Origin of the sequence: Aeromonas sp. HMWF017 (assembly GCF_003061465.1) — a bacterium.
Lineage (GTDB): Bacteria > Pseudomonadota > Gammaproteobacteria > Enterobacterales > Aeromonadaceae > Aeromonas > Aeromonas veronii.
This window is the reverse complement of sequence record NZ_QAJD01000122.1, coordinates 27,634-53,334: the sequence shown is the minus strand read 5'-3', so window position 1 is coordinate 53,334 and position 25,701 is coordinate 27,634. Positions and strand designations below refer to the sequence as shown.

Here is a 25,701-nt window from a genome sequence, read left to right as displayed (position 1 = left end):
GGCGGGATCGGGTCCGTGCATCTGGTCTCCTTGGATGGACCGGGCTAGAGCGCCGGGAAGTAGCAGGCGCTCATGTCGATGGGGTGATCGGGGCAGCCTGGCAGATAGAATTGCCAGCCCGCATCGGAGAAGGCGCGCAGTTCGGTTTCGACAAACTTGATTGCGAGGCTCAGGGCCTGCAGGCTGTCGATGCCGTAGATAAAGGTCTTGTCGCTCAGCCCCGCCAGCTTCACCTTGCAACGCCAGTCACCGCTGGCGGACTTGGGATCCGGCTCGGGGGCCTTGATGGCGATCTTGAGGACGAGCTGTTCCCCTTCGGTGCTGATGGCGTCGAAGCGGGCGGTAACGATGGCGTTTTTCATCTGGCGATTCCTTTTCCGTGGTACAGCCCCTGCGGTTGCGGGTGACTGGCTCCCTGATGGCTGATGAGGTGAAAACTGGACTCAGGACGGCCAGCGTAAATGAACTTGTGAGTTGAAACAATGGGATATGCGCGACCGGGGGAGGGGGCTTTCGCTACTGTGAGCGAGCGCAGTGGCGGGAGTAGCAACGCGCTGGCCACCCGTGGTGGCCGAGAGGCTGACGGGCTGCTAGATGTAAAGGATTGTTGGCTGTGGCCGCAGATTTTTCTGCGCTGACGATGAGGGCGAGTGAGTCCTCTTGAGGCAGAATATCTCCCCCCTGTTTGACGTTGAAGTACAGGAGTCTCCGTGGCGCTTTCGGTAACCCAGCTTTATGAAGTGATGGCCCAGCTGCCAGATCCCGTCTTTATCCTCAGTGAAGATGGCTATTACGTGGAATATATCGGCGGCATGGAGCAGCAATCCTATCACGATGGCAATCCGCTGGCGGGCAAGCAGCTGGCCGATGTGCTGCCACCCGAGATGGCCATATGGGTCAAGGCGCAGGTAGCCGAATCGCTGGCGAGCGGTCAGGTGCGAGTGGTGGAGTATGAGCTCTCAGCAGCCGAGGTGGGGGGGATCAATGCTGCCGTTGGGCCGCAAGGGATACAACGTTTCGAGGGCAAGATTGCGCCGCTGCCCTCCCTCTATGATGGCAAGCGGGCGGTGGCCTGGGTGACCCGCAATATCACCCGCCAGTACGAGTTGCAGCAGCGACTGCTGCGCCAGAGTGAAACCGACCAGCTGACTGGCCTCCATAACCGCCGTTTCTTCTTCGAACACTGTCAGCCGCTGCGGGCAGGGGAGGCGCCCTGCGGTCTTATCATGCTCGACATCGATCACTTCAAGCAGATCAACGATCGTTACGGCCATCAGCAGGGAGATCGAGCCTTGCAGCGATTCAGTAGTTGTATCGATGCCCTGTTGCGGGCGGATGACCTCTTTGTGCGCAGCGGTGGCGAGGAGTTTCTGATCCTGCTGCCGCGGATCGATGAAGCCGGTTTGCAGCAGATGGCGGAGCAGATCCGTGCCGCCGTCGAAGCGCTGCCTGCCGATCCGGTTGCCATCACGGTCAGTCTGGGCACAACTCTGGTGCAGCCGGAGGAGGAGATCAATCAGGCGCTGACCCGGGCCGACGAGTGGCTCTATCGGGCCAAGCGGGCAGGCCGCAACCGGGTGGCGCACTGCCCGGCAGGTTGAGAGTGCCGCCCCGGTCGCTGTGGGAAATAGCCTGCGCTTTTACTCTGAATAAATTGGCTGACATCACTGTCAATTAGTAGAAAAGTTGGCCGTATTATTTAACTCATATTCCACAGCTTAAGGTGTTAATATTATCGGCCTGATCGCTGGTCTTATTTGTGTTGTTGGGCAACAGCATGAGGTTTTATCGGTATGTTATCAAACAGGCGTGAATCTGGTTTTGGGTGACGAATGTGATACATCCTGTTGTCTTTTGAAACATTCCGATTCAAACAGTCATGAATTATTAACCTTGACCCGGATAGCGATTTCAACGATGGTAGCGTGGCAGCTCCGTTTCTCTCCGGTGGCCCTGTTGGCCGCTGGCGGCGTTGTTTTTTCATGTGCAGGGCGATATGCAACGACATATCTCCAGCCTGTTATTCGGGCCAATAAAAATAATGATGACAGATTAATAAGGTATATATTGCAATGAGTGTTTCTATTGCTGAAAAGAGTAACCCTGTTTCAAAATTGAAATGGGAGAAAAGCGATTCGGTATGGACCATGGGCCTATATGCCACTGCTGTCGGTGCCGGTACGTTATTTCTCCCTATTACTGTTGGCAGTAATTCTCCGGTTATTTTGCTGTTTATTTTATTGCTGGCTTTTCCGCTCTCTTATTATTCCCATCGGGCGTTGAGCCGCTTTGTGCTCTCCAGCTCCCACAAGGAGGGGGATATCACCCATGTGGTGGAGGAGCACTTCGGGGCGCGGGCGGGCAAGCTGCTGATGCTGGTCTATCTGACCGCCTTCTACCCCATCATTCTGGTCTACAGCATCTCCATCACCAACGCGATCCAGAGCTTTGTGGTGCACCAGCTGGGGGATGCCGAGATCCCGCGCGGTCTGCTGGTGCTGGGGGTGATGCTGGGTCTGCATCTGGTGCTGCTGGCGGGCAAGCAGATCGTGGTGTCGGCCATCAGCGTGCTGGCGCTGCCCATGGTCGCTTTCCTCATTGGCCTCTCCATCTATCTGCTGCCCCAGTGGAGCCTCTCCTACTTCAGCGAGAGTCAGGCGGTGGAGTGGCGTGATCCGGCGTTCTGGAAATCCCTTTGGCTGATCGTGCCGGTGATGGTGTTCTCCTTTAGCCATGCTCCTATTATTTCCTCCTTCAGCGCGGCGCAGAAGAAGCGTTGTCAGGAGAGTGCCGACCTGCGCGCCAAGCGGATCATCAAGTGCAGCAGCATGCTGATTTGCGGCAGCGTGCTCTTTTTCGTGGTGAGCTGCGTGATGAGCCTGAGTCAGGCAGAGATGGCGCTGGCCCGCACCGACAATATCTCGGTGCTGTCGGCGTTGGCGAACAAGTTCTCCAATCCGCTGATCGCCTATGTGGGGCCGCTCATCGCCATTCTGGCCATGTCCAAATCTTTCCTCGGCACCTCCATGGGGGTGAGCGAGGGGACGGTGAGCATGGTGAGCGGTGCCTGTCAGGGGCTGGGGCTCTCCCTCAAGGAGTCAACCATCGCCCGGGTGTCATCGGTGATCCTGTTTATGGTGACCGCCGTCATCACCTATCTGAACCCCAATGTGCTCGACATCATCGAGCGCGTTAGTGGCCCGCTGATCGCGGTGATCCTGTTTCTGCTACCGGCCTGCTCCATCTATCGCTTGCCCGCACTCAAGCGTTATCGCGGGCCGAGTACCCTTTTTGTGTTGGTGATGGGGCTGCTTGCCATCTCGGCCCTTATCTACGATCTGCTTTGACCGGGCGGTATCCCGCACAAATCAAAAAGGGCGACCATCTGGTCGCCCTTTTTCTGTGCATCGGGGTTAGCCGAGCAGGCCGCTGGCGCTCTGGCCCGCCATCAGCAAGCCGATGGCCAGCACGCTGAACCAGACCAGGGTTGCGCTTACCAGCAGATAGCCGCTGGCGACAAACAGACCATCCCGCTGCAACATGCCGGTGGCCAGCAGCAGGATGGCCCAGGCGGGCATGGCGTTGGTGAACGGGATGGCACCCAGGGGCAGCATCAGCAGCAGGGCAGCCAGCATGATCAGCAGGCCGTTGCAGCGGTTGACCGTGCTGCTGCCGGTCAGCACCAGTAGGCGCGGGCGGATAACGCGATCGACCCGGGCCAGCAGATCCGCCCCCTTGTGCAGGGTCGGCTTGAGCTGGTCGGCGGCGAAGCGGCGCTCCATCAGCATGGCGGGCAGCCAAGGCACCCGATTGAGGGTGATGCCGATGCCGATAAAGAGGATCAGCAGGCCAAACGGGGTGCTGACCCCGGGAATGGAGACCGGCAGCAGGAAGGGGACGGTGAGCAGCACGCAAAACAGCAGCATTCCCTGTTCGCCCACCAGCTCCAGCATCTGGCGCAGGCTGATGTGGCTCTCGTCGATGGCATGCGCGGTGGCCCGCAGGGTATCCGCGAGGGTGGTTTGGGGGTCGTGAAGTTGCGCGGCAACCATTCCCTGATGTCCTTCTGAGTAGTGATAACGGGCCCCGATGACCCGATTTGGCGCCAGCATACGTGGCAGAGGTTAACCGTCGATGAATGGTGGCAGGGGGGCATAGCGGCGCCAGTGGGGCGGTGCGGCAGGGTTCAGGCGAGAGGGAAATCCCGCGATGAAAGTGATCCGGTACAGCCGCCGTTTAGGATGGGCCTAGGACGCCTCTGGTATGCTTTCTGCACAATCACACAGGGAGCAGGGGATGATGATGAAGAGAGCCGGGATAGTGATGATGGGGCTGTTGCTGCCACTGGGGCAGGCCTGGAGTAGCGAGGCCGCGACCACATCCGGTTGGCAGGTGACGCCGTTTGTCGGCTACAGCTCAGCCATCGACTTCGAGAAGAGTGACGATGTGGTGCAGCCGGTGCCGCTTTCTGCATCGTTTGATTCACTGCAGGGACAGGGCTCCGGTAGCTGGGGTCTTTTTATCAGCAAGGAGGTGGATGATCCGGGCATGATCGAGCTGCTCTACAGCCATCAGTCCACCACCCTCTCTCCCGACCAGCCGGATCGCCTGACGGTGGACATCCTGCACTTTGCCGGTGCGCTGACCCTCTCTGACAACCTGATGGCGCCCTACATCGGCGCCGGGATCGGGGTGACCCGCTTTGCCGCCTACGACAGCGAGGTGACCCCTTCCATGTCGCTGGCGCTCGGGGTGCAACCGCGCCTCGCCGAGCATCTGGCGCTGCGGGCCGAGGTGCGCGGTTATGGCTCGCTGGTCAACGACAACAACCAGTTTCTCTGCAACCCGGAGCAGTGCGTGTTCAAGGTGCGCGGGGAGCTGGTAACCCAATGGCAGGCCAATATCGGTCTTACCTTCCGCTTTTAGGCGAGGGGATTTTCCCCATAAAACAGGGGCCATTGGGCCCCTGTCTCAGCAGCAATCTTCCGCCGTGATCGGCAATCAACCTGCAGATCTTCATGCCTCCTTGTTAGTCGGCATCGCCCATACCGCGCAGTTTCTGCCCGCCTCCTTGGCGCCATAAAGCGCCTGATCCACCCGTTTGAACAGCGAGACTGCCGGCTCCTTGGGCTCGCGGATCCCCACTCCCAGACTGACCGTTATGGTATGGGCTGGATCGGGGGCTATGGTGCGGGTCGCAGTGAGCAGGGTGTTGGCCAGTTGCTGCAGCTCGGCTTCGTGGGTGACGGGCAGCAGCAGGGCAAACTCTTCACCACCGACACGGGCCGCCAGCGCACCCGGCGGGCAGTGCTGTTGCAACAGCTCGCCAAACTGTTGCAACACCCGATCCCCGATATCGTGGCCGTAGTTGTCATTGATTAGCTTGAAGTGATCGAGATCCAGCAGGATGAGGGCGTGGCAAGTCCCCTGCTCCAGAAACAGCTGCTGATGAAAGTAGCGCCGGTTTGGCAGCCGGGTCAGATCGTCGAACAACGCCTGCTGTCTGAGCTGGGTATTGATGTGGAAGAGGTGGTGCATGGTGCTCAGGATACCGATGCTGCTGAGCAGGATGCCGCTGGAGCGCAGCAGATCCTCGGCATAGATGGCGAGCCAGAGTGGCTGCGCCACCAGTTCATCCATGATGTCGGCGGTGGCCCCCATGATCCACAACATCAGACCGCAGGAGAGCATGCGGTAGGTGCGGGTGGGCAGGTGGGCGCACTGCACCACCCAGAACAGGAACAGCATGGTGAGCCAGTTGATCACCTCGAAGCCAAAGCTGACGGCGTAAAAACGCTCGTAAGGGAAGTGGGGCAACAGCAACAGATGAAGGGCCATGATGGCCAGCATCACTATCCCCAGCAGCGCGATGTGGGCGCGATGCTCCCGGTCGAGATGACGGTAGTGGGAGAGGCTGATGTCGAGACGATCGAACTGCATGGTGTTCCTCGGATTGGGCCTGCCATCAGGTTGCAAACAAGAGACTGTGTAATGGCATGCCGTGGTCGGATAACAGGAAACGGCTGGTCTGTCAGTGTAAACGAGCGGGCCCGCAGCGCGCGATATCGATGACGTCAGCTTGTGGGCTGGCTCAGGGTTTGCGCACTTCTGGTGCGCGACGTATCGCCTGCCCTGCGACAGGGCGACCCTGGGCAGGTTAGCGCAGCTCATGCGCCAAATTGGTGCATTGATGATACATGATCTTACTAATGTAATGATTTAAAAGGATTTAAATTTTTGGCCCGCTTTATGCTTTTTACATGTCAGACGGTCTCTTGCGGTCATCGATGGCAGACGCAGTGATGAGGAAGTGGCAAGAGACATCCCCGTGCAGGGCGCGGGTGTGATTCTGGCGGGTTGCAGCAACACCTTGCGGTTCGCCACAGATTCAATCAGGGAAACGGAGCCGGTCTTGTACCGGTACGACAGGGAAGGAGAGTGCTCTATGGTCAAAAAATGGATGATGGCGGGTCTGACGATGTTGCCTGCCTTGCTGGTTACCCCAAGTTGGGCCGAAGAGGTCGCTCAGGTACAGGCTGCGGTGGCTCCGGTTGCCGCCGTGACAATCAACAAGGGTGACAACACCTGGATGCTGCTTTCGGCGGCGCTGGTGATCCTGATGTCGATCCCCGGTCTGGCCCTCTTCTACGGTGGTCTGGTGCGGGCCAAAAACATGCTGAGCGTGCTGATGCAGGTCTTTACCCTGTTCTGCCTCATCTGTGTGCTCTGGGTGATCTACGGCTATTCGCTGGCCTTTACCGAGGGGGGCAATTTCTACGGCTCCTTCAGCAAGGTGCTGCTCAAGGGGGTGACCCCTGACTCCATCGCCGCCACCTTCAGCAAGGGTGTCGGGATCAGCGAGCTGATCTATGTGGTGTTCCAGGGGGCCTTTGCCGCCATCACCTGCGGCCTTATCGTGGGGGCGTTTGCCGAGCGCATCAAGTTCGCTGCCGTGCTGCTCTTCTCGGTGATCTGGTTCACCTTCGCCTATATCCCGCTGGCTCATATGGTGTGGTACTGGGCGGGTCCGGATGCCTATACCAGCGCCGAGGCTGCGGCCACGGCGACTGCAACTGCCGGTTATCTGTTCCAGCATGGTGCGCTGGACTTTGCAGGCGGCACCGTGGTGCACATCAACGCCGCAGTGGCGGGTCTGGTGGGTGCCTATCTGGTGGGCAAGCGTCTGGGCTACGGTCGTGATCCCATGACCCCCCACAGCCTGACCATGACCATGATCGGCGCCTCCCTGCTCTGGTTCGGCTGGTTCGGTTTCAACGCGGGCTCCGCGCTGGAAGCCAACGGTATCGCCGCACTCGCCTTTATCAACACCTGGGTGGCGCCGGCTGCGGCAGCTCTCTCATGGACCTTGGCCGAGTGGGTGATGAAGGGACGTCCCTCCCTGCTGGGTGCGGCATCCGGTGCGGTGTCCGGTCTGGTGGTGATCACCCCAGCAGCCGGTTTCGTCGGTGTGGGTGGTGGTCTGGTGATGGGCCTTATCAGTGGCGTGGCGGGTCTGTGGGGTGTCCACGGTCTCAAGCGCATGTTGGGAGCCGATGACAGTCTGGACGTGTTTGGCGTACACGGGGTGTGTGGTATTCTCGGCGCCCTGCTGACCGGCGTCTTTGCCAGCCCGGATCTGGGCGGCACCGGGGTGTGGGATTATGTCACCAATCAGGTTGCCGAGGGCTACTCCATCCTGACTCAGGTGAAGATCCAGGCTATCGGGGTCGGTGTCACCCTGCTCTGGTCAGGAGCCGTAGCGGCGATTGCCTTCAAGGCGGTCGACATGCTGGTGGGTCTGCGGGTGAACGGCGATGCCGAGCGGGAAGGGCTGGATGTTACCTCCCACGGCGAGAAGGCTTACAGCATGTAATCCCGAACGTCAGACAACAAAAAACCGCCGGAACCGGCGGTTTTTTTATGACTCTAAAGCTGCAAAGCCTGAGTTCACACTCTTAGTTCACGACGGCCACGTTGATGCTGCCATTGCCCTGGGTCATGCGCACGCGAGCACCCGGGGTGAAGGTGGGGCTGGCTTTCTGCACGACCACGATGGCTTCGCCGTTCTCTTTCTTGATCTCCAGCTCGACGCCGTCGACCTGATTCATCTTGTTGCCGATGGCGTTGCCTGCCGCTGCACCGGCGATGGCGCCGCCTGCGGCTGCGATGTCGCGTCCGGTGCCGCCACCGACTGTGCTGCCCAGCAGGCCACCGACTACGGCGCCGCCAATGGTGCCAATCAGGGAGTTCTCATCGGCCTGGATCTTCACCGGGCGGGTGGAGATGATGGTACCGTAGCTGACGGTCTGCACCTGTTTGGCGCGGTCTTTGGTGTAAACATCGCCAGAGTAAACGTCACTGTTGGCACATCCGGTGATGGTGGTCGCTGCCAGCAGGGCAATAAGGGTCATACGCTTCAACATGGTGGGCCTCCTGGGCTGCACGTAATTTGAACAATCCGGTTGATGAGTGAACTTTACTCCAACCCCGTCACACATGAAATCGGCAAAATGTAACCAATTATGCGTTCTGTAACCGGTTTTGTCCTTGAATCGCAGCTGTACCGGAGTGGGTTTTAACCAGCAGCAGACGGTCTTCTCCGGGGCCGAAATAGTCGGCTACTTCCGCCTGCAATGTGTAACCGAGCCGGTAGTAGAGGCGCTGGGCCGGATTGGCCGGATCGACCGTGAGCCGCAGTTCGCTGATCTGCAGCGCCTGCTGGTTGGCCTCCATCTGGCGCATCATTCGCTCGGCCAAACCAAAACCGCGCGCCTCGGGCAGCACCGCCAGCGAGAGCACCCAGCCTTGCGACCGCTCCTGACCGAATCCCCCCAGCACATAACCCACCAGCAGCCCCTCGTATTCGGCCACCAGCAACAACTCGGGCCACAAATCCATCGCCTGACGGAAGAAGAAGGCGGGATAGACATCTTCGCCAAACACCTTGGCATCGATCTGCCAGATGGCGTGCATGTCATTGTGGGTAGCGGTGCGTAGCAGGGGCGGGTTGTGGTGCATCAGGACTCCATTGGCAGCAAACGGATCGGCAACGCCGCTGACCTTGGGGTCAACGGCAAAAAAGGAGTCATAGGGTAGTGGTCATCCCCTGCCGGATGCAAGGGATTGGCGGTTATGGCGGCAGGGGGCGGCTCTGGGGCAGTTTGGGAGCCTTGCGCAAGCCGTCGAGCAGATGGCGAAGGGTGAGCCAGGGGTGGCGCAGCAACATGCGCGGGCCGCTCCACTTCATCACCTGCTGGATCTGTTTGCGCATCGCCGGTGCGTAGCAGTGGATATTGCAGTTGGCACAGGTGGGTTTGTGGCCGTGGCCATAACGGCAGCGACGAAGGCGCTGATGGGCGAAATCCCGCAACTGGCGACAGTGGCGGCAATGGGGATCCTGATGATGGTGCTGGCAGTAGAGGCGGATCATGGCGCTGACCGTCTGCTGCTCGCGCATGAGTCTGGGATGGTCACTCGCCTTTTTGCTGGCTGCGGCGTGTGAGCCCCGGGCTGGGCTGGCATGATGACTTTTCATGGCCGCCATTCTCCTGACCTGCTCGCTTTGGGTGTTGATACAGGTCAAAAGGGGGGATAAAAAACAGGGCCCGCAGGCCCTGTGTCATCAGATGAGGCTGGTTGCCTGCTCCAGCCAGGCGAGATCCTCGCCCTCGAGCAGCGGGCTCAGGCGGCGGAACACCTCGACATGGTATTCGTTGATCCAGCGGAATTCGGCCGGGCTCAGCAGGCTGCGGTCGATCAGGCGGGTATCGAACGGCACGTAGGTCAGGCGCTCGAAGCCCAGCATCGGCAGCTCGCCAACTTGTTCCAGCTCGGTCACGACTACCAGGTTCTCGCAACGGATGCCAAAGCCATCTTCACGGTAGTAGCCCGGCTCGTTGGAGAGCACCATGCCCGGTTGCAGGGCGACCATGCTCCCTTTCGGCGCGATGCGCTGGGGCCCTTCGTGGACACTCAGGAAGTGGCCGACGCCGTGGCCGGTGCCGTGGTCGTAGTTGTAACCGGCTTGCCACAGCGGCATGCGGGCCAGCACGTCGAGCTGGATACCGGCGGTGCCACGGGGGAAGCGGGCCTGATCCAGCGCGATATGACCCTGCAGAACCCGGGTAAACATCGCCTTTTGCTCTTCGCTCACCTCACCCACCTTGATGGTGCGGGTGATGTCGGTGGTGCCATCCATATACTGGGCGCCGGAGTCCAGCAGATAGAGGCTGTCCTGGCCAAACGCGCGCGGGGTGCCGTTGGTGTGGTGGTAGTGGCACATGGCGGCGTTGGGGCCGAGCGCAGAGATGGTATCGAAGCTCGGCTCGACGTAGTGCTCCTGCTCGCGGCGGAACGCTTCCACCTGATCGGCCAGAGTACCTTCATCCACCCCCTCAAACTCGCCGGAGGCGACCAGCCGATCCAGCCAGGCGAGGAAGCGGGTCATGGCCACACCATCACGCAGGTGAGCGGCACGCATACCGGTCAGCTCGATTTCGTTCTTGCACGCTTTCGGCAGCATGGTGGGGTCTTGGCCAGCCACCAGAATGGCACCCGCCTCTTCCATGACGAGCTGGGTCCAGGCGTTGGCGCTGTCCGGATCGGCCAGCACCTTCTGCTGATCTTCACCGATGCGCTTCAACACGTCGCCCAGCTTGTCGATGGGGTAGACGGAGACATCCTGCCCCACGTGCTGGGTAAAGGCGAAGCAGTCAATTTTGTCGGTATCGACGAAGAAATCCATGCTGGTGTTGGCGTAGAGCACGGCAAAGCCCAGCACCACCGGCAGCCGGTCGATATCGCGGCCACGCAGGTTGAGCAGCCAGTTGATGGGCTCGGCCTGGGTCAGCAGCACTGCATCCAGCCCGCGCTTGCGCAGGTCGGCCGCCAGCTGTTCACGTTTGGACTGGCTGGACTGGCCCGCCAACTCCTCGCTGTAGAGGATGACCGGGCTCTTGGTCGGCTCCGGGCGATCGCTCCAGTTCAGGTCGATGGGGTTCTGCTCGACGCGGATCAGCTCGATACCGCGATCGGCCAGCACGGCTTTGGCATTCTTGTACCAGGTCAGGCTGTGCAGGCGGGCATCGAAGCCAACCCGGGAGCCTGACGGCAGCTGCTCGGCCAGCCACTGGACATGGGGATTTTCAATGAGGTGGAGGAATTCGAACAGTTCGGCGGGAGTTTGCATCCGCGCCTGCACCGTATAGCGACCATCGACAAAGAGGGCTGCTCGCTGGGCCATGATGATGGCGACGCCGGCAGAGCCGTTGAAACCGGTGATCCAGTCAAGCCGCTCGGCATAGGCGGGGATGTACTCGCCGAGGTGCTCATCATCGTGGGGGACGATAAATGCGTCCAACTCCTGCATGGCCAGCTCGGCCCTGACTTGGGCGACGCGGGTTTCAATTATCTCGAAATTATTCATGTCGTTAGTGCCAGATGGTTGCTATATGAGTGTTCAGTTTTTATGGCCGCTGGCCAGGATCCGCTTGATCGACTGACCCGCCGCTTCGATATGTTGCCTGAGCAGCACCACCGCCTCGTGCTTGCGCCGGGCGCGGCACAGTTCCAGCAATTGGGCGTGTTCACGCTCCGCCTTGTCCACGCCGTCGCTGGCAAAGAGCAGCTCGAAGCGGACATAGCGGTCACAGCTCAGATTGATCTGGGCGATCAGTTCAAGTGCCTGGGGGCGACCGGCTGCCTGATAGAGGGTGGCGTGAAAGCTGTGGTTCAACTCGGCCCAATGTTCGATCTGGGTGCCTGACTCCAGGGCGTGATCAAACTGGGCGAGGATCGCCTCCGCTTGCGCGAAGGTGGCTTCCGTCATCTTGTCGACGGCGTGAAACAGGGTATCGGCTTCCAGCAGCGCTCGCAAATAAAAGAGCTCTTCAATGGCCGAGGCGTCCAGCATGGTGACCACGGCGCCGCGATGGGCTTCGAACTTCACCAGCCCCTGCGCTTCCAGCTGCATCAGGGCTTCGCGCACCGGGATGCGGCTCACTGCCAGCTCTTTGGCGATGGCATCCTGACGCAAGGGGGCGCCAGCGGGGAACTCCCCACGGAGGATCCGGCCACGGAGGTTTTCCATCACCATCTGGGTTCGGGTCTTGTAGGGTGGGGTCATGGTCGGGTCACGATTGGGCGTTACAGAATTGTATATTGTATAAAGTTTGGCTGAATCTAACCTGTCACAATGGGCAAAGGCAAGGTTTTGGCCCCTTTAACGGGGCCGATGGCGGCGTTCGGGGCTCCACAAAAACAAAAATGCCGGTCAGCGTGGCTGACCGGCATGATGTCACTGATACGAAGCGAGCCTGTTACAGCTGCGGGCCTGCCGCAACCAGACGTTTGCCTTCGTCGTTATCGGTGAAGCGCTCGAAGTTCTTGATGAAGCGCCCTGCCAGATCGACGGCCTTGGCATCCCACTCGGCCTTGTCGGCGTAAGTGTCGCGCGGGTCGAGGATCGCCGGGTTCACATCGTGCAGCGCGGTCGGGATCTCCAGATTGAAGATCGGCAGCACCTTGGTCTCGGCCTTCTCGATGGAGCCATCCAGGATGGCGTCGATGATGGCGCGGGTATCCTTGATGGAGATGCGCTTGCCGGTGCCGTTCCAGCCGGTGTTGACCAGATAGGCCTCTGCACCTGCCGCTTCCATCCGTTTCACCAGCTCCTGACCGTACTTGGTCGGGTGCAGGGAGAGGAAGGCTGCGCCGAAGCAGGAGGAGAAGGTCGGAGTCGGCTCTGTGATGCCGCGCTCGGTACCGGCCAGTTTGGCGGTGAAGCCAGACAGGAAGTGGTACTTGGTCTGCTCCTTGGTCAGTTTGGAGACCGGAGGCAGCACGCCGAAGGCGTCGGCAGTCAGGAAGATCACCTTGGTGGCGTGACCAGCCTTGGAGACCGGCTTGACGATGTTGTCGATGTGATAGATGGGGTAGGAGACACGGGTGTTCTCGGTCTTGGAGCCATCATCGAAGTCGATGGTGCCATCGGCAGCAACGGTCACGTTCTCCAGCAGTGCATCGCGACGGATGGCGTGGTAGATGTCCGGCTCGGCCTCTTCGGAGAGCTTGATGGTCTTGGCGTAGCAGCCCCCTTCGAAGTTGAACACGCCGTGATCATCCCAGCCATGCTCGTCATCGCCGATCAGCTGACGCTTGGGATCGGTGGAGAGGGTGGTCTTGCCGGTGCCGGAGAGGCCGAAGAAGATGGCAACGTCGCCGTCCTGACCCACGTTGGCGGAGCAGTGCATGGAGGCAATGCCGCGCAGGGGCAGGAAGTAGTTCATCATGGAGAACATGCCCTTCTTCATCTCGCCACCGTACCAGGTGCCACCGATGAGCTGCATCTTCTCGGTCATGTTGAAGGCAACAAAGTTCTCGGAGTTGAGACCCTGCTCCTTCCAGTTCGGGTTGGTGCACTTGGCACCGTTCATCACCACGAAGTCAGGCTTGAAGGTTTTCAGCTCTTCATCACTCGGGCGGATGAACATGTTTTTCACGAAGTGTGCCTGCCAGGCCACCTCGGTGATGATGCGCACGGCCAGGCGGGTATCCGGGTTGGCACCGCAGAAACCGTCGACTACAAACAGGCGCTTGCCGGAGAGCTGTTTGGTGACCAGCCCTTTCAGATGTGACCACACTTCCGGGGTAATGGCTTTGTTATCGTTTTTACCCTGGTCAGACCACCACACAGTATCCTGGGTAGTGGCATCTTTGACGATATATTTATCTTTCGGGGAGCGACCGGTGAAGATACCGGTGTTTACGTTGACGGCGCCCAGCTCGGTCACCACACCGCGCTCGAACCCTTCCAGGTCAGGGCGTGTCTCTTCCGCGAAAAGCTGCTCGTAAGAGGGGTTGCGAACGATTTCTTGGCTGTTTTTGATGCCGTACTGGTCCAGTCCTAATTGTTGGGCCAGGGTGGGTTCTGCCACGATTGTCATTGTATTCTCCTGGGTTCAGAGGTTGGTAGGGTTCTATCTGACGGTCATCCTATCACTTAGGTGGTAGAGTTTAGCGATCGCCATCAAACTTTATAAAATAGGGTATTTTTTTGTTATTAAAGTTAAAGGCGGGTTTTGCCCGCCTTTAATTAGTGTAACTGGTTTGCATCATTGCCGGGAGCCCTGCTGAACAGGGTTTCGACATCGATCCCATTAAATTGGTACTGGGCGCCGCAATAATCACAGTGCATGTCGATCTTGCCGAGCTCCTGCACCATCTCCATCACCTCTTCCTTTTCTATCTGCAACAGGGCTCCTTCGCAGCGCTCGCGGGAGCAGGTGCAACGGAACTCGACCGCCTGCGGATCGAACACCCGCACCTTGTCCTGATGGTAGAGACGGTAGAGGATCTCTTCTGCCTGCAGGCCGAACAGCTCTTCATCCTTGATGGTGCTGGTGAGCTGGGTCAGGTGATCGAAATCGTTGCTGTGATCCTCGCTCTGGGCGGGCAGCTCCTGCAGCATGATGCCGGCAGCACGCGGCGCACCTTCGTGATCGCCGGTGCGGATCCACAGCTTGGTGGCCAGCTGTTCGGAGCGGGCGAAGTAGTGCTCCAGGCAGCCCGCCAGGGTATCGGCGTCCAGCGCGATGATGCCCTGATAGCGCTCGCCCTGCTCCGGGGTGATGGTGATGATCAGCTGGCCGTTGCCAATCAGGCTCTGCAGCTTGCCATCGCTCGGCAGCTCGCCTTCATAGCGGGCCACGCCGCGCAGCTGCTGGTTGTTGTCACCGTTGATCACGGCCAGACGCACCGGGCCATCGCCCTGCAGCTGCACCGTGATGGAGCCTTCAAACTTGAGGGTGGCGGTCAGCAGGCTGGTGGCGACCAGCAGCTCGCCCAGCAGTTTTTGCACCTGCACCGGGTAGTTCTGGGCTTCCACTACGTGGCGGTAGGTGTGATCCAGCTGGACCAGCTCGCCACGCACTTCGTACTCTTCAAACAGATAGCGATACAGCAGATCTTGGTTGCTCATCATGTATTCCTGGCTTTTCGGTGAGGTAAATCGGGCGGGCTGGGGTTGATGCCAGCCCGGTATCAAATCGGGGTCGGTCAGTACTGTTTGACCTTGAGCAACTGGCGTCGCTCCTGCTTGTCGGGGCGGCGCTCGGGGCTGGGGGCAAACTGGCTGTTGAAGCGGCGCGCCTCGCTGTTCTCGGCCCGTTTTTTCAGGCTCTCGGCGGTCTCTTCATAGAGCTGCTGGGCCAGTGGAGCCGATTTGCGCTGCTCGCTCAAGGCCAGCACCCGCACTTCGCGCTCGTCCTGCCCCTGCCAGAAGCGGATCAATGCACCCACTTCGACCTGCTTGCCCGGTTTGCTGCGCTGACCATTGTAGTGCACCTTGCCCCCGTCTATCTGATCCCGCGCAATGGAGCGGGTCTTGTAGAAACGGGCCGCCCACAACCACTTGTCGAGACGAACCTCGAGGGCACTTTCTGCATGATTGGGCATGAACAGGCTCCATAACGGGGAAAAGAGGTGGTCGATTATACCAGAGCACGGGGTCGGGATAGAAACCGGGCCGCCGCCGCGCGGGGCGCAAACCATGTCAAGGTGATGCAACATATGGGCAGTTTGCTGATTCACAAGGGAAAGCGCTGCTTTATCGGGTATTCATGGGGGCTGGGAAGGGCCTTCATACCGCGCATATAACACTGCCGCCCCGGTTGGGGGCGGCAGCGTTCACATCCATCGACCATGTCAGAGTCAGAAGTGATCGTGCTGATCCGGCTTCTTCTGGTCGTGGGGGCCTTCGCTGTGGGCGATGGCGGTGCGGATGAGATCAACCCCGGCGCGGATAATCAGCACCCCCATGTTGACCAGCTTGACGCAGACCCACATGAAAGTGATGAGCAGGATCAGCTTGAGCACGGTCTGGAACGCTTCCAGGAAGTTCTGCTCCAGCTGGGCGGTCAGGCCGTTGGCGCTGGTCATCAGCCAGGTGTAGACCTCGCGCACGAACGGGATGCGGCTTGGCATCTCCAGTACATCCAGTGCGGCAGGGAGCGCCTGGAAGATGACGATGCTGCCGAACAGGATCAAAATGACACCGATGGCGATGCCGAGGAAAAAGCCGAACTGTCTCATGGAGGGCTCCAGCGTTTGCTGCATGAAATTGAAGATAGCCGCCAATAGTAGGGAGTGCCCTGCTTCATCGCAATCTTCCGTGCACCGCCAGCGCGGCGGGAGCGGCGGCGCTCCCGCCGCCACCGTTGCCCAACTATCTGATTTCTGGGAGGCTTGTCGCCATTGTGCATAGGGAAAGCAAATTGATGTCGAGAACCCTCTTTTTACTCTTGCTGGCGCTGTTTGCCGCTCTGCCAGCCCTGAGTGCCGAACCGGCGGCACCGACGGCAGACGCCTGCGCCATCCGCCATCAGGATCAACTGCTGCTGGTGCAGGATCGCATCTCCTCCCGCTACAGCCTGAGCGGTGGCTATATTGCTGGCGGCGAGAGCCCGCAGCAGGCGGCGCTGCGCGAACTTTATGAGGAGACCGGCTTGCGGGGGGAGGTGGTGCAGGAGCTGGGCCGCTGGCAGCGGGCGGTTATCTTCGCCTGCCGTACCTTGGAACCGATAGTCGCTCAGCAAGGCACAGTGTTTGTCTCGATCCTGAAGGCCCCCAATCTGGGCGGGGAGATCCTTAACGCCCGGCTGATCGCGGTGGACAAGCTCCCCCGCGAGCAGCGCCGCTTCCCGGATCAGCTCGACTGGCTGCAATCCCGACTGGATAAGGTGCCCGAGAGCGAGGTGCACTGGCAGGCCGATTTCGTGGCGCAGGGCAATGGGCTGCATCAGGCCGAAATCCCGCTGATGCTGCGGCTGCAGCAGTGGCTGGGGCCCGATGTCTGGTGGCTATCGGTCAGCAATCTGTTTGGTTCAGGCGGCTTTCAGCTTGCCCTGATACCTTTGCTGCTCCCGCTGCTGGGGTGGCCGCGGCTGCGCCAGTTGCTGTTCGCCATGCTCTGGCTCGGGCTGCTGGTGCAGGCAAGCAAGGAGGGGATCGGCTGGCCGCGCCCCTTCCATCTGCAACCTCTGCTGGCAACCCAGAGCGCCCAGGGCTTTGGCATGCCGAGCGGCCACACCGCCTCGGCCCTGCTGTTCTGGGGGGCGCTGCTTGGCTGGCTCTGGCCTGCCCGGCGCGGGCTGGCCTATTCGCTGGCCTTGCTGCTGGCGCTCACCACAGGTCTGGCGCGGGTCTGGCTCGGGGTGCACTTTATCTCCGATGTGGCGGCGGGGCTGCTGATTGGAGCCTTGCTGCTGGCGGTTCGCCCATACTGGCGGTTGGATCAGCGCGCTTCTGCTTGGGGTTTGCTGATCGCTGCGGCACTGGTTTGCGCTGGCCTGAGCCAGTCGGCCCATCTGGCCGGGATCGGCCTGGCGGCCTTCGGGCTCTGGGTTGGCGGTTTGCGCTCCCTGACTCGCGGCGGTTATCCCCCCATCCTGACCGGTGCAGTCACGCTGGCGGGGGGCGCGGTGATCGGGGCGGGACTCTGGGCGCTGCCGCTGCTGACCAGCAGTTCGCTGACCATATTGCTTGGTCAGTTTGTGCTCTTTTTCGGGCTGGGGCTCTGGTTGAGCGCTGGTCTCTGGTGGATACTCTCTTTCTTGAAATGCGACACACGACCCAAGGGCAACGGCTCTGACAAGGGAACTATATGAATGTGAAAAAAGTGGATTTGGCCAAGATAACCCTCGGGGTGCTGTTTATCAGCCTCCTGATTATCTCCTGTTTCTTGGTGTTGCAGCCCTTCCTGCCTGCGCTGGTGTGGGCCACCATGATCACCATCGCCACCTGGCCGCTTATGTTGATGGTGCAGCGGCTGTTGTGGGGCAAGCGTTCGCTGGCGGCCCTCTTTATGACGCTGGTGCTGCTGCTGATGTTTGTCATCCCGCTCTTTATGACGCTGGCCAATGTGGCGGAGAAGGCGCCCATGCTGATCGAGCTGGGCACCAGTATCAGCCACTCACCGCCGCCGGAGTTGCTCTGGCTGCAACAGATCCCGCTGGTGGGCGGCAAGCTCTATGAGTTCTGGCAGCAAATTCTGGCGAGCGGCGGTCAGGTGCTGTTTGCCAAGCTGGCCCCCTACTTTGGCCAGACCGCCCGCTGGCTGGCCTCTCAGGCCGGTAATCTGGGGCTGCTGTTCGTTCACTTCCTGCTGACGGTCGGTATCTGCGGCCTGCTCTACCACTCCGGTGAAGTGGTGGCGACCGGCATTCGCCGCTTCGCCCACCGGCTGGCAGGGCAACGGGGTGACAATGCCACCGTGCTCGCCTCACAGGCGATCCGCGCCGTGGCGATGGGGGTGGTGGTGACCGCGCTGGTGCAATCCTCGGTGGCCGGTGTCGGCCTGCTGATTGCCGGTATCCCCTACGCCATGATCCTGGTGGTGGTGATGTTCCTGCTGATCGTCGCCCAGATCGGCCCCTTCCCGGTGCTGCTGGCCTGTATCGGCTACCTCTACTGGAGCGGCGACACCACATGGGGAACCTTCCTGCTGGTCTGGTCACTGTTTGCGGGCACCATGGACAACTTCCTGCGTCCCTTCCTGATCAAACGCGGCGCCAATCTGCCGTTGATCCTCATTCTGGTGGGGGTTATCGGCGGCTTGCTGACCATGGGGATCATCGGCCTGTTTATCGGCCCCGTGGTGCTGGCGGTGGGCTACACCCTGCTGGATGCCTGGATCAAGGAAGATGACCAACCGGCGGCTGCTGCGGTTGAAGCGCCCAAGGCCGAGTGATGATTCGGTAACAAGACGATTCAGCCATCCATCGCTGATACAAAGAGCCGCCCATAAGGGCGGCTCTTTTATTTTTGGCTATCGTGGTTTATGGCGATGGCGTCAGATTGGCTAATCCGCATCAACCTGCATTCACCACATATTAGAGTCTCATGTAGGTTCGATTAGCGAAGCGTAATCGGACGATCGAGATGCCGCTGTCCCAGAGTATCTGTGAATCAGCGGCATTTGGCAGGGGGGAATACGGGGGGGCGTTATAGCGGGGGAATTAATTTACGCGAACGTCCGATTACGCCTTACGGCTAATCGAACCTACGGGCTGGTGGTGTTTGTTATGTGCTTTACTGCAAAATTCAGGACCGCCCGTATTTGGCCTGATAAAGCAGGTTTAGTTATTAACCAGTTGGCTATTGCTGGTGATACTTTGTAATAGGACTTCACAAAGGCTCTACCCAAGATACTTCTTAATAGCTTTTCATCTCTATATTTGCGCAACTCTCTTACTTGGTAACACGATGGATCGCCATAAACCGCAGTAGCAATAAAACACTGACTGAAAGTTTTTACTGTTGCAGCACAATAGGGGCAAACCGATTTTTCTGGGCTGCCTCGATAAGTAATGAGTCTAGGAACAATTTTTTTACCACAACTTGGGCAGTTGATCCTGTCATCAGTAAGCCGAGTGTTTTGCGAGGGGGCTTTCGCAGTAATTGTGATATTGATTGCTCTTGGGCCTTTATTACCTGACTTTGACTCAAACTGAACCGAATCGCCATTTGATGGTAGCGATGCACCATTGATGCTCTGAACATTGAAGTAGTGATCTTCTCCGTCTTCAGATGTAATGAAGCCGTAACCTTTCTCTGAACTGAACCATTTTACAGTGCCTTGCACGATATCTCCTTTTTCTTATTTTATAAAGCGCCTTGCTCAGCGGTGCACGCCTGTGGCGCATCCGCTGGAGCTAATTTTTAAGTGTTTTCTTTTTTGAGTGTTCTTACATCTATTACGCATTTCTTTCCCTTGGGGGTTAATATCCAGAACAAAGCCATGCCTCCTTGCTTGGTTTGAAGGCTTTTGACCTCGACAAGGCCCAAAGCCATCAATTGCAGCTTAACTGTTTGAAAAACCTCTTCCTCGACCTTAGTTATGTAATAGGAATCTGCATCCTTGCCATTAGCCTTCAGAATAGATTTGGCGAGCTGACTATTAACTGAACCATCATTCAAGTGTTGAAGCAGATGAGGACCGATATATGAAATTATTTGATTCCATGTTACCTCATACTCCCAGCTTACTTTGTAACCACCACTATAAGAAGTTTTATACGTACCTTTTAATTTGATTAATTCTTCGCCAGAAGAATAATCACCGGTGTCGATTATTGCCTGCTGCTTTAGTTGCTGGTTTTCCAACAGGAGTGCTTCGTTTTTCTGGCGAAGCTCATTGAGCTGGATAAGAAGCTCTGTTGAATTACCTTGATCTGCTCTTACCCACCCAACAGCGGGATACATTTTTATTGTTTTAGAAATACTTAGTGCTACTAAGCCTGCCAATTGATCTGCCCGGTTCCAAAATTTTACTAGCCGACCAGTTGAAACTTTTTCTCTAAATTGACTCAGTTTTTCCCTAGCTTCTGGGTCTATTTCTATTTTTTTGCCAGGAAGGTTATCGGGGTCGTCATGAAGCAGTGCGACAATTTTTAATCCTTGTTCCACTGCGTAGTCATACTCCATTTCAGTATAACTAATGCCCTCGCTGGATAATGAGCCATACTTGCCTCCTATTATCAGTAAGTAGTAATCACAATCATCAATTATCCGTTTAATAAATTCCCATTGTTCCTGATCTGCAGCAGGGAACAGTTCCATCCCGGCGGGGATGCAATCCATTTCCATAAGTGCCTGCAAAACTTGCTGACGCTCATCTTGCAGATCTACATAAGTGGAACTTACGAATACTTGGTAACGTTTTTCCATGATTCCCTTTTACACTTATCAGTGATTAGATGGAAGGCGATACTAATTCGTTAATAGAGCCTTCCATATAACTCAGGTTCGCCTTGAATACCTCGGAAAAATTCATTTAAATCACAATATTTCCGACCAATCTATGGTGCTGAACGCATTCGCCAAGCGTCTTCCTTTGGCTCTATTTTTGGCCATTTGGCAAAAATACACTTCTGGGGCGGCAATGGAAAGTGCCATCCAGTTTCCGCGTCTTGAATAACTCGGGAGTGTGATCAAGGTGACACGCCATATGAGATAGCTGGCCAAGATGCGGAACGGCGGCTGGTTCAGGGGCTTGTGGTCAACAGAAATGGGCGGAGACAAATAACCCGGGGCGTGGCAACGCCCCGGGTTATCGGTCAGTAGGGGAGGGTCAAGCAGGTTGGTGGAGGGTGATGCAGTGAATGCCGCCGCCACCGGCGGCGACCGGATCAATATTGATCTGCACGATTTGGCGGCCGGGGTAGAGCCTGGCCAGCAGATCGTGGCAGTAGCGGTCGGCGGCCTTGTCGCCAAACTCGGGGGCGATCACCGCACCATTGATCGGCAGATAGTTGATATAACCGGCGGCAAAGTCGCGGCTGCGGCTAAAGCGGTTGTCCCGCACATCGAGCGGGGGCGGCAACACATGCAGCTCCAGCTTGTTGCCGTCCGCATCGGTGGCCTGTTTGAGGATGGCCATATGCTGGCGGGTCACCTCGTAGTCGTGGGATTCCGGATCGTTGTCCATATTGACCACCACCACCCCGGGGCGGACAAAGCGGGCGTAGAAGTCGACGTGGGCATCTGTGATGTCCTTGCCCTTGATGCCCGGCAGCCAGATGATTTTGCGCAGCCCCAGATTGGCTTTCAGCTCCGCCTCCAGTTGCGCCTTGCTCACCCCCGGATTGCGGTTGCTGTTGAGCCAGCAGCTCTCGGTCATGATGCCGGTGCCGTTGCCATCCACCTCGATGCCGCCCCCCTCGCCAGTCAGCTTGCTCTGCAGATAGTGAGCATCCGCCTGCTTGCTGACCAGCTCGGCCACCCCCGCATCCTGTTCGTGCTCCTGCTTGTCGCCCCAGCCGTTGAAGTTGAAATCCACCAGCCCCAGCTCCCCTTCGCCGTTCTCGACGAAGACCCCGCCGGTATCGCGCAGCCAGATATCGTCCAGCTCGGCGACGATAAAGCGGGTGTTCTGCTCGCCACAGAGTTGGCGGGCCAGCGCCTCCTCCTCTTCGCGGCAGATCACACTCACCTTGGTGTAAGGGGTCATGGCGTTAACCAGCCGCCCTATGGTGGCCTGCACCTCTTTGTAGTCGCGGCCCCAGATATCGGCGCTGGCGGCAAAGGCGACCCAGACTTGCGCCTGAGGGCCAGCCTCATCGGGCATATGGAACTGCTCGCCGCTGGCGCTGGTTGCATTCTCATCGGCATTGCTGCTGGCCGCGTGTGCCTTGCCCGGCAGGTTGCCGAGCCCGGCCAGAACGCCGATGGCCGCCAGCTGTTTCAATACGTTGCGTCGGGATGGCATGAAAAACTCCTTATGATTCAGAGGCTGCTCTTGAAGCGAGTCCAGGCCCGCATGCGCGCTCGCATGGCGGATTGCGCGATATCCTGGCCCGGGATGAGCCGCTGATAGGTGGCGTCATCCAGATAGATATCCGGGTTGCCGGTCATGGTCGCATCAACCATGGATTTCGCTTTGGCACTGGCAGTGGGATAACCGGTGCTGTTGCTGATGGCCGCCATGTTGGCCGGGCGCATCACGAAATTGATAAAGGCGTAGGCGTATTCAGGATGGGCGGCATCCGCCGGGATCGCCATGGTATCCATCCAGATAGTGCTCCCTTCCTTGGGCAAACGGTACTCGAATTGATCCTTCTTGCCAGCCTCGGCGGCGCTGCGGCTGGCTTGTGTCATGTCACCGCTATAACCGAGTGAGAGGCAGAGATCGCCGTTGACCAGCTGGGTTACCGGCTGGGACTGGAATTTGCGGATATAGGGCTTGAGCCCCTTGAGCAGCGCCAGTGCGGCATCCAGATCCTCGGCTTTGCCACTGCGGGGTTCACGCCCCAGATAGTTCAGCGCCACCGCCAGCACCTCGTCGGGGGAGTCGATGATGGAGATGCCGCAGTCAGCAAACTTTGCCGCCAGCTTGGGCTTGAACAACATGTCGAGACTGTTGACCGGAGCATCCGACATCCTCTGCTTGATCATCCCGGCGTTGTAGGTGAGCCCTATGGTGCCCCAGGTGTAGGGCACCACCGCACCCCGTGAATGGGGATAGGCTTGCTGGATCCGCAGCAAGCCCGGCTCTATGTCGGCCAGATGCTGCAATTTGCTCTTGTCGAGCGGTTGCAGGCTGCCAGCGCGCATCAGTCGTTCCGCTACCGTATCGCCGGGGAAGATCAGGTCATAGCCGCTGCGACCGGCCATCAGCTTGGCTTCCAGGGTTTCGCTGCTGTCCATGACGTCATAGATGACCCGGATCCCGGTCTCTTTGGTAAAGGCACTGAGGGTATCGGGGGCGAAATAGTCGGCCCAGTTGTAGAGGCGCAGCACTTTTTCAGCCGATTGCTCTTGATCGAGTGCTTCTGCCGCAATGGCGGTGCCGTTGCACAACATGGCCGTGAGCAGGGCCAGCGTGGGGGATAATTTGCGTGTCATGTCCGGACTCCTTTGTTGTTGCCCGTCATTCGGCTCTGGTGTCCATCCAGACTCAGCAAGGCGCCATACATCTCGGGGCGGCGATCCCGATAGATGCCCCAACTCATGCGCTCTTCTGCCATGGCCGCGAGATCCAGCTCCTGCACCAGCACGCCCGGGGTGGTTCTGTCCGCCTCGGCGAGCAGCGCCCCCTTGTGGTCGGTGATGAACGAGGATCCGTAGAACGTCATCTGCAGGTCGGGATCCGTGGTGGCCACCTCGTTGCCAATTCGGTTGGCGGCTATCACCGGCAGGATGTTGGCGGCGGCATGGCCGCGCTGGGTCAGCTGCCAATGATCGCGGGAGTCGAGATGGGCCGCCCCCGGCTCCGAGCCGATGGCGGTGGGATAGAGCAGCAGTTCAGCCCCCTGCAGGGCCATGCTGCGCGCCGCCTCGGGGAACCATTGATCCCAGCAGATGCCGATGCCGATCCGCCCTGCGGCGCACTCCCAGACCCGAAAGCCGGTATCGCCGGGGCTGAAGTACTCCTTCTCCTGATAGCCGATGGCATTGGGAATATGGGTCTTGCGATAGACCCCCAGCAGCTTGCCGTCGGCATCCGCCAGTGCCAGCGAGTTGAAGAAGGCGTTACCGGCCCGTTCGAACCAGCTGATGGGCAGCACAACGCCCAGCTCCCGGGCCAGCGCCGAGAAGCGGCGCAGCACCCGGCTCTGTTCGAACGACTCGGCCAGCGCCAGATGGCCGTGTTGCTGCTCGATACAGAAGTAAGGAGTCGCAAACAGCTCTTGCAGCAGGATAAGGCCCGCCCCTTTGGCGGCGGCTTCCCGCACCAGACTCTCCGCCATGTCGAGATTGCGCGGCAGATCCCAGCTGCAGGCAAACTGGGTGGTTGCGACGGTGATGTTGCTCATCCTCTTATCCTCGTACCGGCCATGCTGGCTGTTGCTGGGTGATGCAGTGGATACCGCCGCCGCCGTGTGCCAGCTGGTTGATCTGCACCGGTACCACCTCTCGCTGCGGGAAGGCGCGCTGCAGAACTGCTGCCGCCTCCCGGTCGCTGGCCACGCCATAGGCGGGCATGATGATGGCGCCGTTGGCGATGTAGAAGTTGGTGTAGGAGGCACAAAAGACCTCGGCCTCTGCATCGATGGCCTCGCTGGCCTCGTAGAGCTCCTGCAGCTCGAACGTGCGCCCTCTGGCATCGGTGGCCAGCATCAGGGCGCGGCGGTTCTCCCTGACGATACGGGCATAGGTCGAGCTGGTATCGCGGGTGGCGTCCACCAGCAGCTGGCCGGGGCGACTGAAGGCACAGACTCCGTCCACATGGCCATCGGTCATGTCGCCGGTGACGTGGTCGGGATCTCCCGGCAGCCAGATGGTCTTCTCGATGCCGAGCAGGCGGCTGAAGATTTGCTCGATCTCGCCCTTGCTGATCCCCGGGTTGCGATTGCTGTTGAGCAGCACCGATTCGGTGGTGATCAGGGTGCCTTCGCCGTCCACATGGATGGCGCCCCCTTCGTTGGCCAGAAAGCTGCCGATGGTATCGAGCTCCAGGCTATTGAGGATGCTGCGGGCCAGCCCTTCGTCGAGCGGGTGGGCCGATTTGCCGCCCCAGGCGTTGAAGCGCCAGCTCACCCCGGCGCTGCCCAGTTCGGGGTGGCAGATAAAGGTGGGGCCGGAGTCGCGGCACCAGCTGTCATCTACCGCAATGGGGACAAGGGTGACCCGCTCGTCACAGAGCGCGCGCGCCTCGGCCAGCGCGGAAGGGTCTACCACCAGCTTGACCGGCTCGAACCGGACAATGGTATTGACCACCCGGGCGAAGTCCTGCTGCACGCCGGTGAGGGTGACGCCCCAACCTGACTCCCACAGCGCCTTGTTGTGGGGCCAGACCATCCAGGTCGCTGCGTGCTGACACCATTCGGCGGGCATAAACCAGCCCTTTGCCACAATTCCCTGCTCCCGCATATCACCACCCTGATTAGTTACTATTAAGATTGCTGACAATGGGAATAGACTATTCCCGCAGGTGATGGCGAACAAACGATCAATTTTCGGTAAAAGTGATAAGTGGAGCTAATCAATGGTGTTCAAGCAGTGGCCCCCGCTCAACGTGCTGCGGGGCTTTGAGGCGGCGGCCAGACTCGGCAGTTTTCATCAGGCGGCGCAGGAGCTGCACCTGACCCAGTCCGCCATCAGCCAGCAGATCCGCTCGCTGGAGGAGCTGCTCGGCCAGCCGCTGTTTCATCGGCAGGGGCGTTCGGTTGCGCTGACCGATGCGGGGCAGGATCTGCTGGAGAC

The 25,701-nt window shown here is 59.1% G+C and carries 25 protein-coding genes; 7 read left to right on the top strand and 18 right to left on the bottom strand.

All coding sequences use genetic code 11. The features are described 5' to 3' along the window. Positions 1–44 precede the first annotated feature (44 nt). Positions 45–362, bottom strand: a complete 318-nt coding sequence (locus tag DBR30_RS12000; RefSeq protein ID WP_108539551.1) for a DUF6968 family protein — start codon at positions 360–362, stop codon at positions 45–47. Positions 363–710: 348 nt separating this feature from the next. Here DBR30_RS12000 and DBR30_RS11995 point away from each other — a divergent pair, with 348 nt between their 5' ends. Further along, on the top strand, positions 711–1,601 hold the full coding sequence (locus tag DBR30_RS11995) for a sensor domain-containing diguanylate cyclase (protein ID WP_108539548.1): 891 nt from the start codon (positions 711–713) through the stop codon (positions 1,599–1,601). A gap of 471 nt (positions 1,602–2,072) precedes the next feature. Beyond that, entirely contained in the window at positions 2,073–3,347 is a 1,275-nt protein-coding gene (locus tag DBR30_RS11990; protein WP_108539545.1) for an amino acid permease, read from the top strand. 66 nt (positions 3,348–3,413) lie between these two features. Here the strand turns inward: DBR30_RS11990 and DBR30_RS11985 are convergent, their stop codons facing one another. Then, complete coding sequence (locus DBR30_RS11985) at positions 3,414–4,052, bottom strand: exopolysaccharide biosynthesis protein (protein WP_181363563.1); 639 nt, start codon at positions 4,050–4,052, stop codon at positions 3,414–3,416. 250 nt (positions 4,053–4,302) lie between these two features. Here DBR30_RS11985 and DBR30_RS11980 point away from each other — a divergent pair, with 250 nt between their 5' ends. Further along, positions 4,303–4,926 carry an outer membrane beta-barrel protein gene (locus DBR30_RS11980; protein WP_108539557.1) on the top strand — a complete coding sequence of 208 codons (624 nt, stop codon included), beginning with the start codon at positions 4,303–4,305 and terminating at the stop codon, positions 4,924–4,926. A 90-nt stretch (positions 4,927–5,016) separates the two neighbouring features. Here DBR30_RS11980 and DBR30_RS11975 read toward each other — a convergent pair whose 3' ends face one another. Next, complete coding sequence (locus DBR30_RS11975) at positions 5,017–5,940, bottom strand: GGDEF domain-containing protein (protein WP_108539539.1); 924 nt, start codon at positions 5,938–5,940, stop codon at positions 5,017–5,019. A gap of 505 nt (positions 5,941–6,445) precedes the next feature. Between DBR30_RS11975 and amt the strand changes: the two genes are divergently transcribed. Beyond that, positions 6,446–7,873, top strand: a complete 1,428-nt coding sequence (gene amt, locus DBR30_RS11970) for an ammonium transporter (protein ID WP_108539536.1) — start codon at positions 6,446–6,448, stop codon at positions 7,871–7,873. An 82-nt stretch (positions 7,874–7,955) separates the two neighbouring features. On the opposite strand, the gene DBR30_RS11965 is transcribed toward amt, so the two are convergent. The 9 genes from DBR30_RS11965 to DBR30_RS11925 all read right to left on the bottom strand — a co-directional run bounded on the left by DBR30_RS11965 (position 7,956) and on the right by DBR30_RS11925 (position 16,089). Then, complete coding sequence (locus DBR30_RS11965) at positions 7,956–8,423, bottom strand: glycine zipper 2TM domain-containing protein (RefSeq protein ID WP_005340126.1); 468 nt, start codon at positions 8,421–8,423, stop codon at positions 7,956–7,958. Between the two features lie 97 nt (positions 8,424–8,520). Beyond that, positions 8,521–9,018 carry a GNAT family N-acetyltransferase gene (locus DBR30_RS11960; protein WP_108539533.1) on the bottom strand — a complete coding sequence of 166 codons (498 nt, stop codon included), beginning with the start codon at positions 9,016–9,018 and terminating at the stop codon, positions 8,521–8,523. A 112-nt stretch (positions 9,019–9,130) separates the two neighbouring features. Beyond that, complete coding sequence (locus DBR30_RS11955) at positions 9,131–9,535, bottom strand: nitrous oxide-stimulated promoter family protein (RefSeq protein ID WP_005356534.1); 405 nt, start codon at positions 9,533–9,535, stop codon at positions 9,131–9,133. A gap of 87 nt (positions 9,536–9,622) precedes the next feature. Next, positions 9,623–11,425, bottom strand: a complete 1,803-nt coding sequence (locus DBR30_RS11950; protein WP_108588360.1) for an aminopeptidase P family protein — start codon at positions 11,423–11,425, stop codon at positions 9,623–9,625. A gap of 33 nt (positions 11,426–11,458) precedes the next feature. Continuing rightward, positions 11,459–12,124: a GntR family transcriptional regulator gene (locus DBR30_RS11945; protein WP_005340138.1), complete on the bottom strand. Its 666-nt coding sequence runs from the start codon at positions 12,122–12,124 to the stop codon at positions 11,459–11,461. A gap of 193 nt (positions 12,125–12,317) precedes the next feature. Beyond that, positions 12,318–13,943, bottom strand: a complete 1,626-nt coding sequence (gene pckA / locus DBR30_RS11940; protein ID WP_005340139.1) for a phosphoenolpyruvate carboxykinase (ATP) — start codon at positions 13,941–13,943, stop codon at positions 12,318–12,320. Between the two features lie 149 nt (positions 13,944–14,092). Next, the gene (gene hslO, locus DBR30_RS11935; RefSeq protein WP_181363562.1) at positions 14,093–14,977 is read right to left on the bottom strand and encodes an Hsp33 family molecular chaperone HslO; all 885 of its coding nucleotides are present in this window, start codon (positions 14,975–14,977) and stop codon (positions 14,093–14,095) included. A 77-nt stretch (positions 14,978–15,054) separates the two neighbouring features. Beyond that, positions 15,055–15,453 (bottom strand): ribosome-associated heat shock protein Hsp15, encoded by a 399-nt coding sequence (gene hslR / locus DBR30_RS11930; RefSeq protein ID WP_005340141.1) that lies wholly within the window; start codon positions 15,451–15,453, stop codon positions 15,055–15,057. Between the two features lie 255 nt (positions 15,454–15,708). Next, positions 15,709–16,089: a hypothetical protein gene (locus DBR30_RS11925; RefSeq protein WP_005340143.1), complete on the bottom strand. Its 381-nt coding sequence runs from the start codon at positions 16,087–16,089 to the stop codon at positions 15,709–15,711. A 185-nt stretch (positions 16,090–16,274) separates the two neighbouring features. On the opposite strand from DBR30_RS11925, the gene DBR30_RS11920 reads away from it, so the two are divergent. Together DBR30_RS11920 and ydiK are read left to right on the top strand one after the other, a co-directional pair. Then, complete coding sequence (locus tag DBR30_RS11920; RefSeq protein ID WP_108539414.1) at positions 16,275–17,663, top strand: phosphatase PAP2 family protein; 1,389 nt, start codon at positions 16,275–16,277, stop codon at positions 17,661–17,663. Beyond that, positions 17,660–18,745, top strand: a complete 1,086-nt coding sequence (gene ydiK, locus DBR30_RS11915; RefSeq protein ID WP_181363561.1) for an AI-2E family transporter YdiK — start codon at positions 17,660–17,662, stop codon at positions 18,743–18,745. Before DBR30_RS11920 ends, ydiK begins: the two co-directional genes overlap by 4 nt. 312 nt (positions 18,746–19,057) lie before the next feature. Here the strand turns inward: ydiK and DBR30_RS11910 are convergent, their stop codons facing one another. From DBR30_RS11910 to DBR30_RS11885, 6 genes are all read right to left on the bottom strand, one after another. Then, positions 19,058–19,639: a cold shock domain-containing protein gene (locus DBR30_RS11910; protein ID WP_108539411.1), complete on the bottom strand. Its 582-nt coding sequence runs from the start codon at positions 19,637–19,639 to the stop codon at positions 19,058–19,060. A gap of 77 nt (positions 19,640–19,716) precedes the next feature. Then, positions 19,717–20,724, bottom strand: coding sequence for a DUF4062 domain-containing protein (locus DBR30_RS11905; RefSeq protein ID WP_108539409.1), 1,008 nt, complete (start codon positions 20,722–20,724; stop codon positions 19,717–19,719). A 403-nt stretch (positions 20,725–21,127) separates the two neighbouring features. Then, positions 21,128–22,264, bottom strand: a complete 1,137-nt coding sequence (locus DBR30_RS11900) for an agmatine deiminase family protein (RefSeq protein ID WP_108539406.1) — start codon at positions 22,262–22,264, stop codon at positions 21,128–21,130. Positions 22,265–22,281: 17 nt separating this feature from the next. Further along, positions 22,282–23,400 (bottom strand): extracellular solute-binding protein, encoded by a 1,119-nt coding sequence (locus DBR30_RS11895; RefSeq protein ID WP_258224412.1) that lies wholly within the window; start codon positions 23,398–23,400, stop codon positions 22,282–22,284. After that, positions 23,397–24,311, bottom strand: a complete 915-nt coding sequence (gene aguB, locus DBR30_RS11890; protein ID WP_108539403.1) for an N-carbamoylputrescine amidase — start codon at positions 24,309–24,311, stop codon at positions 23,397–23,399. The genes DBR30_RS11895 and aguB overlap by 4 nt, the downstream gene beginning before the upstream one ends. A gap of 4 nt (positions 24,312–24,315) precedes the next feature. Then, the gene (locus tag DBR30_RS11885) at positions 24,316–25,368 is read right to left on the bottom strand and encodes an agmatine deiminase family protein (protein ID WP_108539400.1); all 1,053 of its coding nucleotides are present in this window, start codon (positions 25,366–25,368) and stop codon (positions 24,316–24,318) included. Between the two features lie 115 nt (positions 25,369–25,483). Between DBR30_RS11885 and DBR30_RS22135 the strand changes: the two genes are divergently transcribed. Then, a partial coding sequence (locus tag DBR30_RS22135) for a LysR family transcriptional regulator (protein WP_258224415.1) occupies positions 25,484–25,701 on the top strand: 218 nt, incomplete at its 3' end.

Coding starts and splice junctions, on each gene's coding strand:
- DBR30_RS11920 (WP_108539414.1), top strand. CDS start 16,275: ATGTCGAGAACCCTCTTTTTACTCTTGCTGGCGCTGTTTGCCGCTCTG.
- DBR30_RS11895 (WP_258224412.1), bottom strand. CDS start 23,400: ATGACACGCAAATTATCCCCCACGCTGGCCCTGCTCACGGCCATGTTG.
- DBR30_RS11950 (WP_108588360.1), bottom strand. CDS start 11,425: ATGAATAATTTCGAGATAATTGAAACCCGCGTCGCCCAAGTCAGGGCC.
- hslR (WP_005340141.1), bottom strand. CDS start 15,453: ATGCCCAATCATGCAGAAAGTGCCCTCGAGGTTCGTCTCGACAAGTGG.
- DBR30_RS11960 (WP_108539533.1), bottom strand. CDS start 9,018: ATGCACCACAACCCGCCCCTGCTACGCACCGCTACCCACAATGACATG.
- DBR30_RS11990 (WP_108539545.1), top strand. CDS start 2,073: ATGAGTGTTTCTATTGCTGAAAAGAGTAACCCTGTTTCAAAATTGAAA.
- DBR30_RS12000 (WP_108539551.1), bottom strand. CDS start 362: ATGAAAAACGCCATCGTTACCGCCCGCTTCGACGCCATCAGCACCGAA.
- DBR30_RS11965 (WP_005340126.1), bottom strand. CDS start 8,423: ATGTTGAAGCGTATGACCCTTATTGCCCTGCTGGCAGCGACCACCATC.
- pckA (WP_005340139.1), bottom strand. CDS start 13,943: ATGACAATCGTGGCAGAACCCACCCTGGCCCAACAATTAGGACTGGAC.
- hslO (WP_181363562.1), bottom strand. CDS start 14,977: ATGAGCAACCAAGATCTGCTGTATCGCTATCTGTTTGAAGAGTACGAA.
- DBR30_RS11985 (WP_181363563.1), bottom strand. CDS start 4,052: ATGGTTGCCGCGCAACTTCACGACCCCCAAACCACCCTCGCGGATACC.
- amt (WP_108539536.1), top strand. CDS start 6,446: ATGGTCAAAAAATGGATGATGGCGGGTCTGACGATGTTGCCTGCCTTG.
- ydiK (WP_181363561.1), top strand. CDS start 17,660: ATGAATGTGAAAAAAGTGGATTTGGCCAAGATAACCCTCGGGGTGCTG.
- DBR30_RS11955 (WP_005356534.1), bottom strand. CDS start 9,535: ATGAAAAGTCATCATGCCAGCCCAGCCCGGGGCTCACACGCCGCAGCC.
- DBR30_RS11980 (WP_108539557.1), top strand. CDS start 4,303: ATGAAGAGAGCCGGGATAGTGATGATGGGGCTGTTGCTGCCACTGGGG.
- DBR30_RS11945 (WP_005340138.1), bottom strand. CDS start 12,124: ATGACCCCACCCTACAAGACCCGAACCCAGATGGTGATGGAAAACCTC.
- DBR30_RS11975 (WP_108539539.1), bottom strand. CDS start 5,940: ATGCAGTTCGATCGTCTCGACATCAGCCTCTCCCACTACCGTCATCTC.
- DBR30_RS11905 (WP_108539409.1), bottom strand. CDS start 20,724: ATGGAAAAACGTTACCAAGTATTCGTAAGTTCCACTTATGTAGATCTG.
- DBR30_RS11925 (WP_005340143.1), bottom strand. CDS start 16,089: ATGAGACAGTTCGGCTTTTTCCTCGGCATCGCCATCGGTGTCATTTTG.
- DBR30_RS11900 (WP_108539406.1), bottom strand. CDS start 22,264: ATGCCATCCCGACGCAACGTATTGAAACAGCTGGCGGCCATCGGCGTT.
- DBR30_RS11885 (WP_108539400.1), bottom strand. CDS start 25,368: ATGCGGGAGCAGGGAATTGTGGCAAAGGGCTGGTTTATGCCCGCCGAA.
- aguB (WP_108539403.1), bottom strand. CDS start 24,311: ATGAGCAACATCACCGTCGCAACCACCCAGTTTGCCTGCAGCTGGGAT.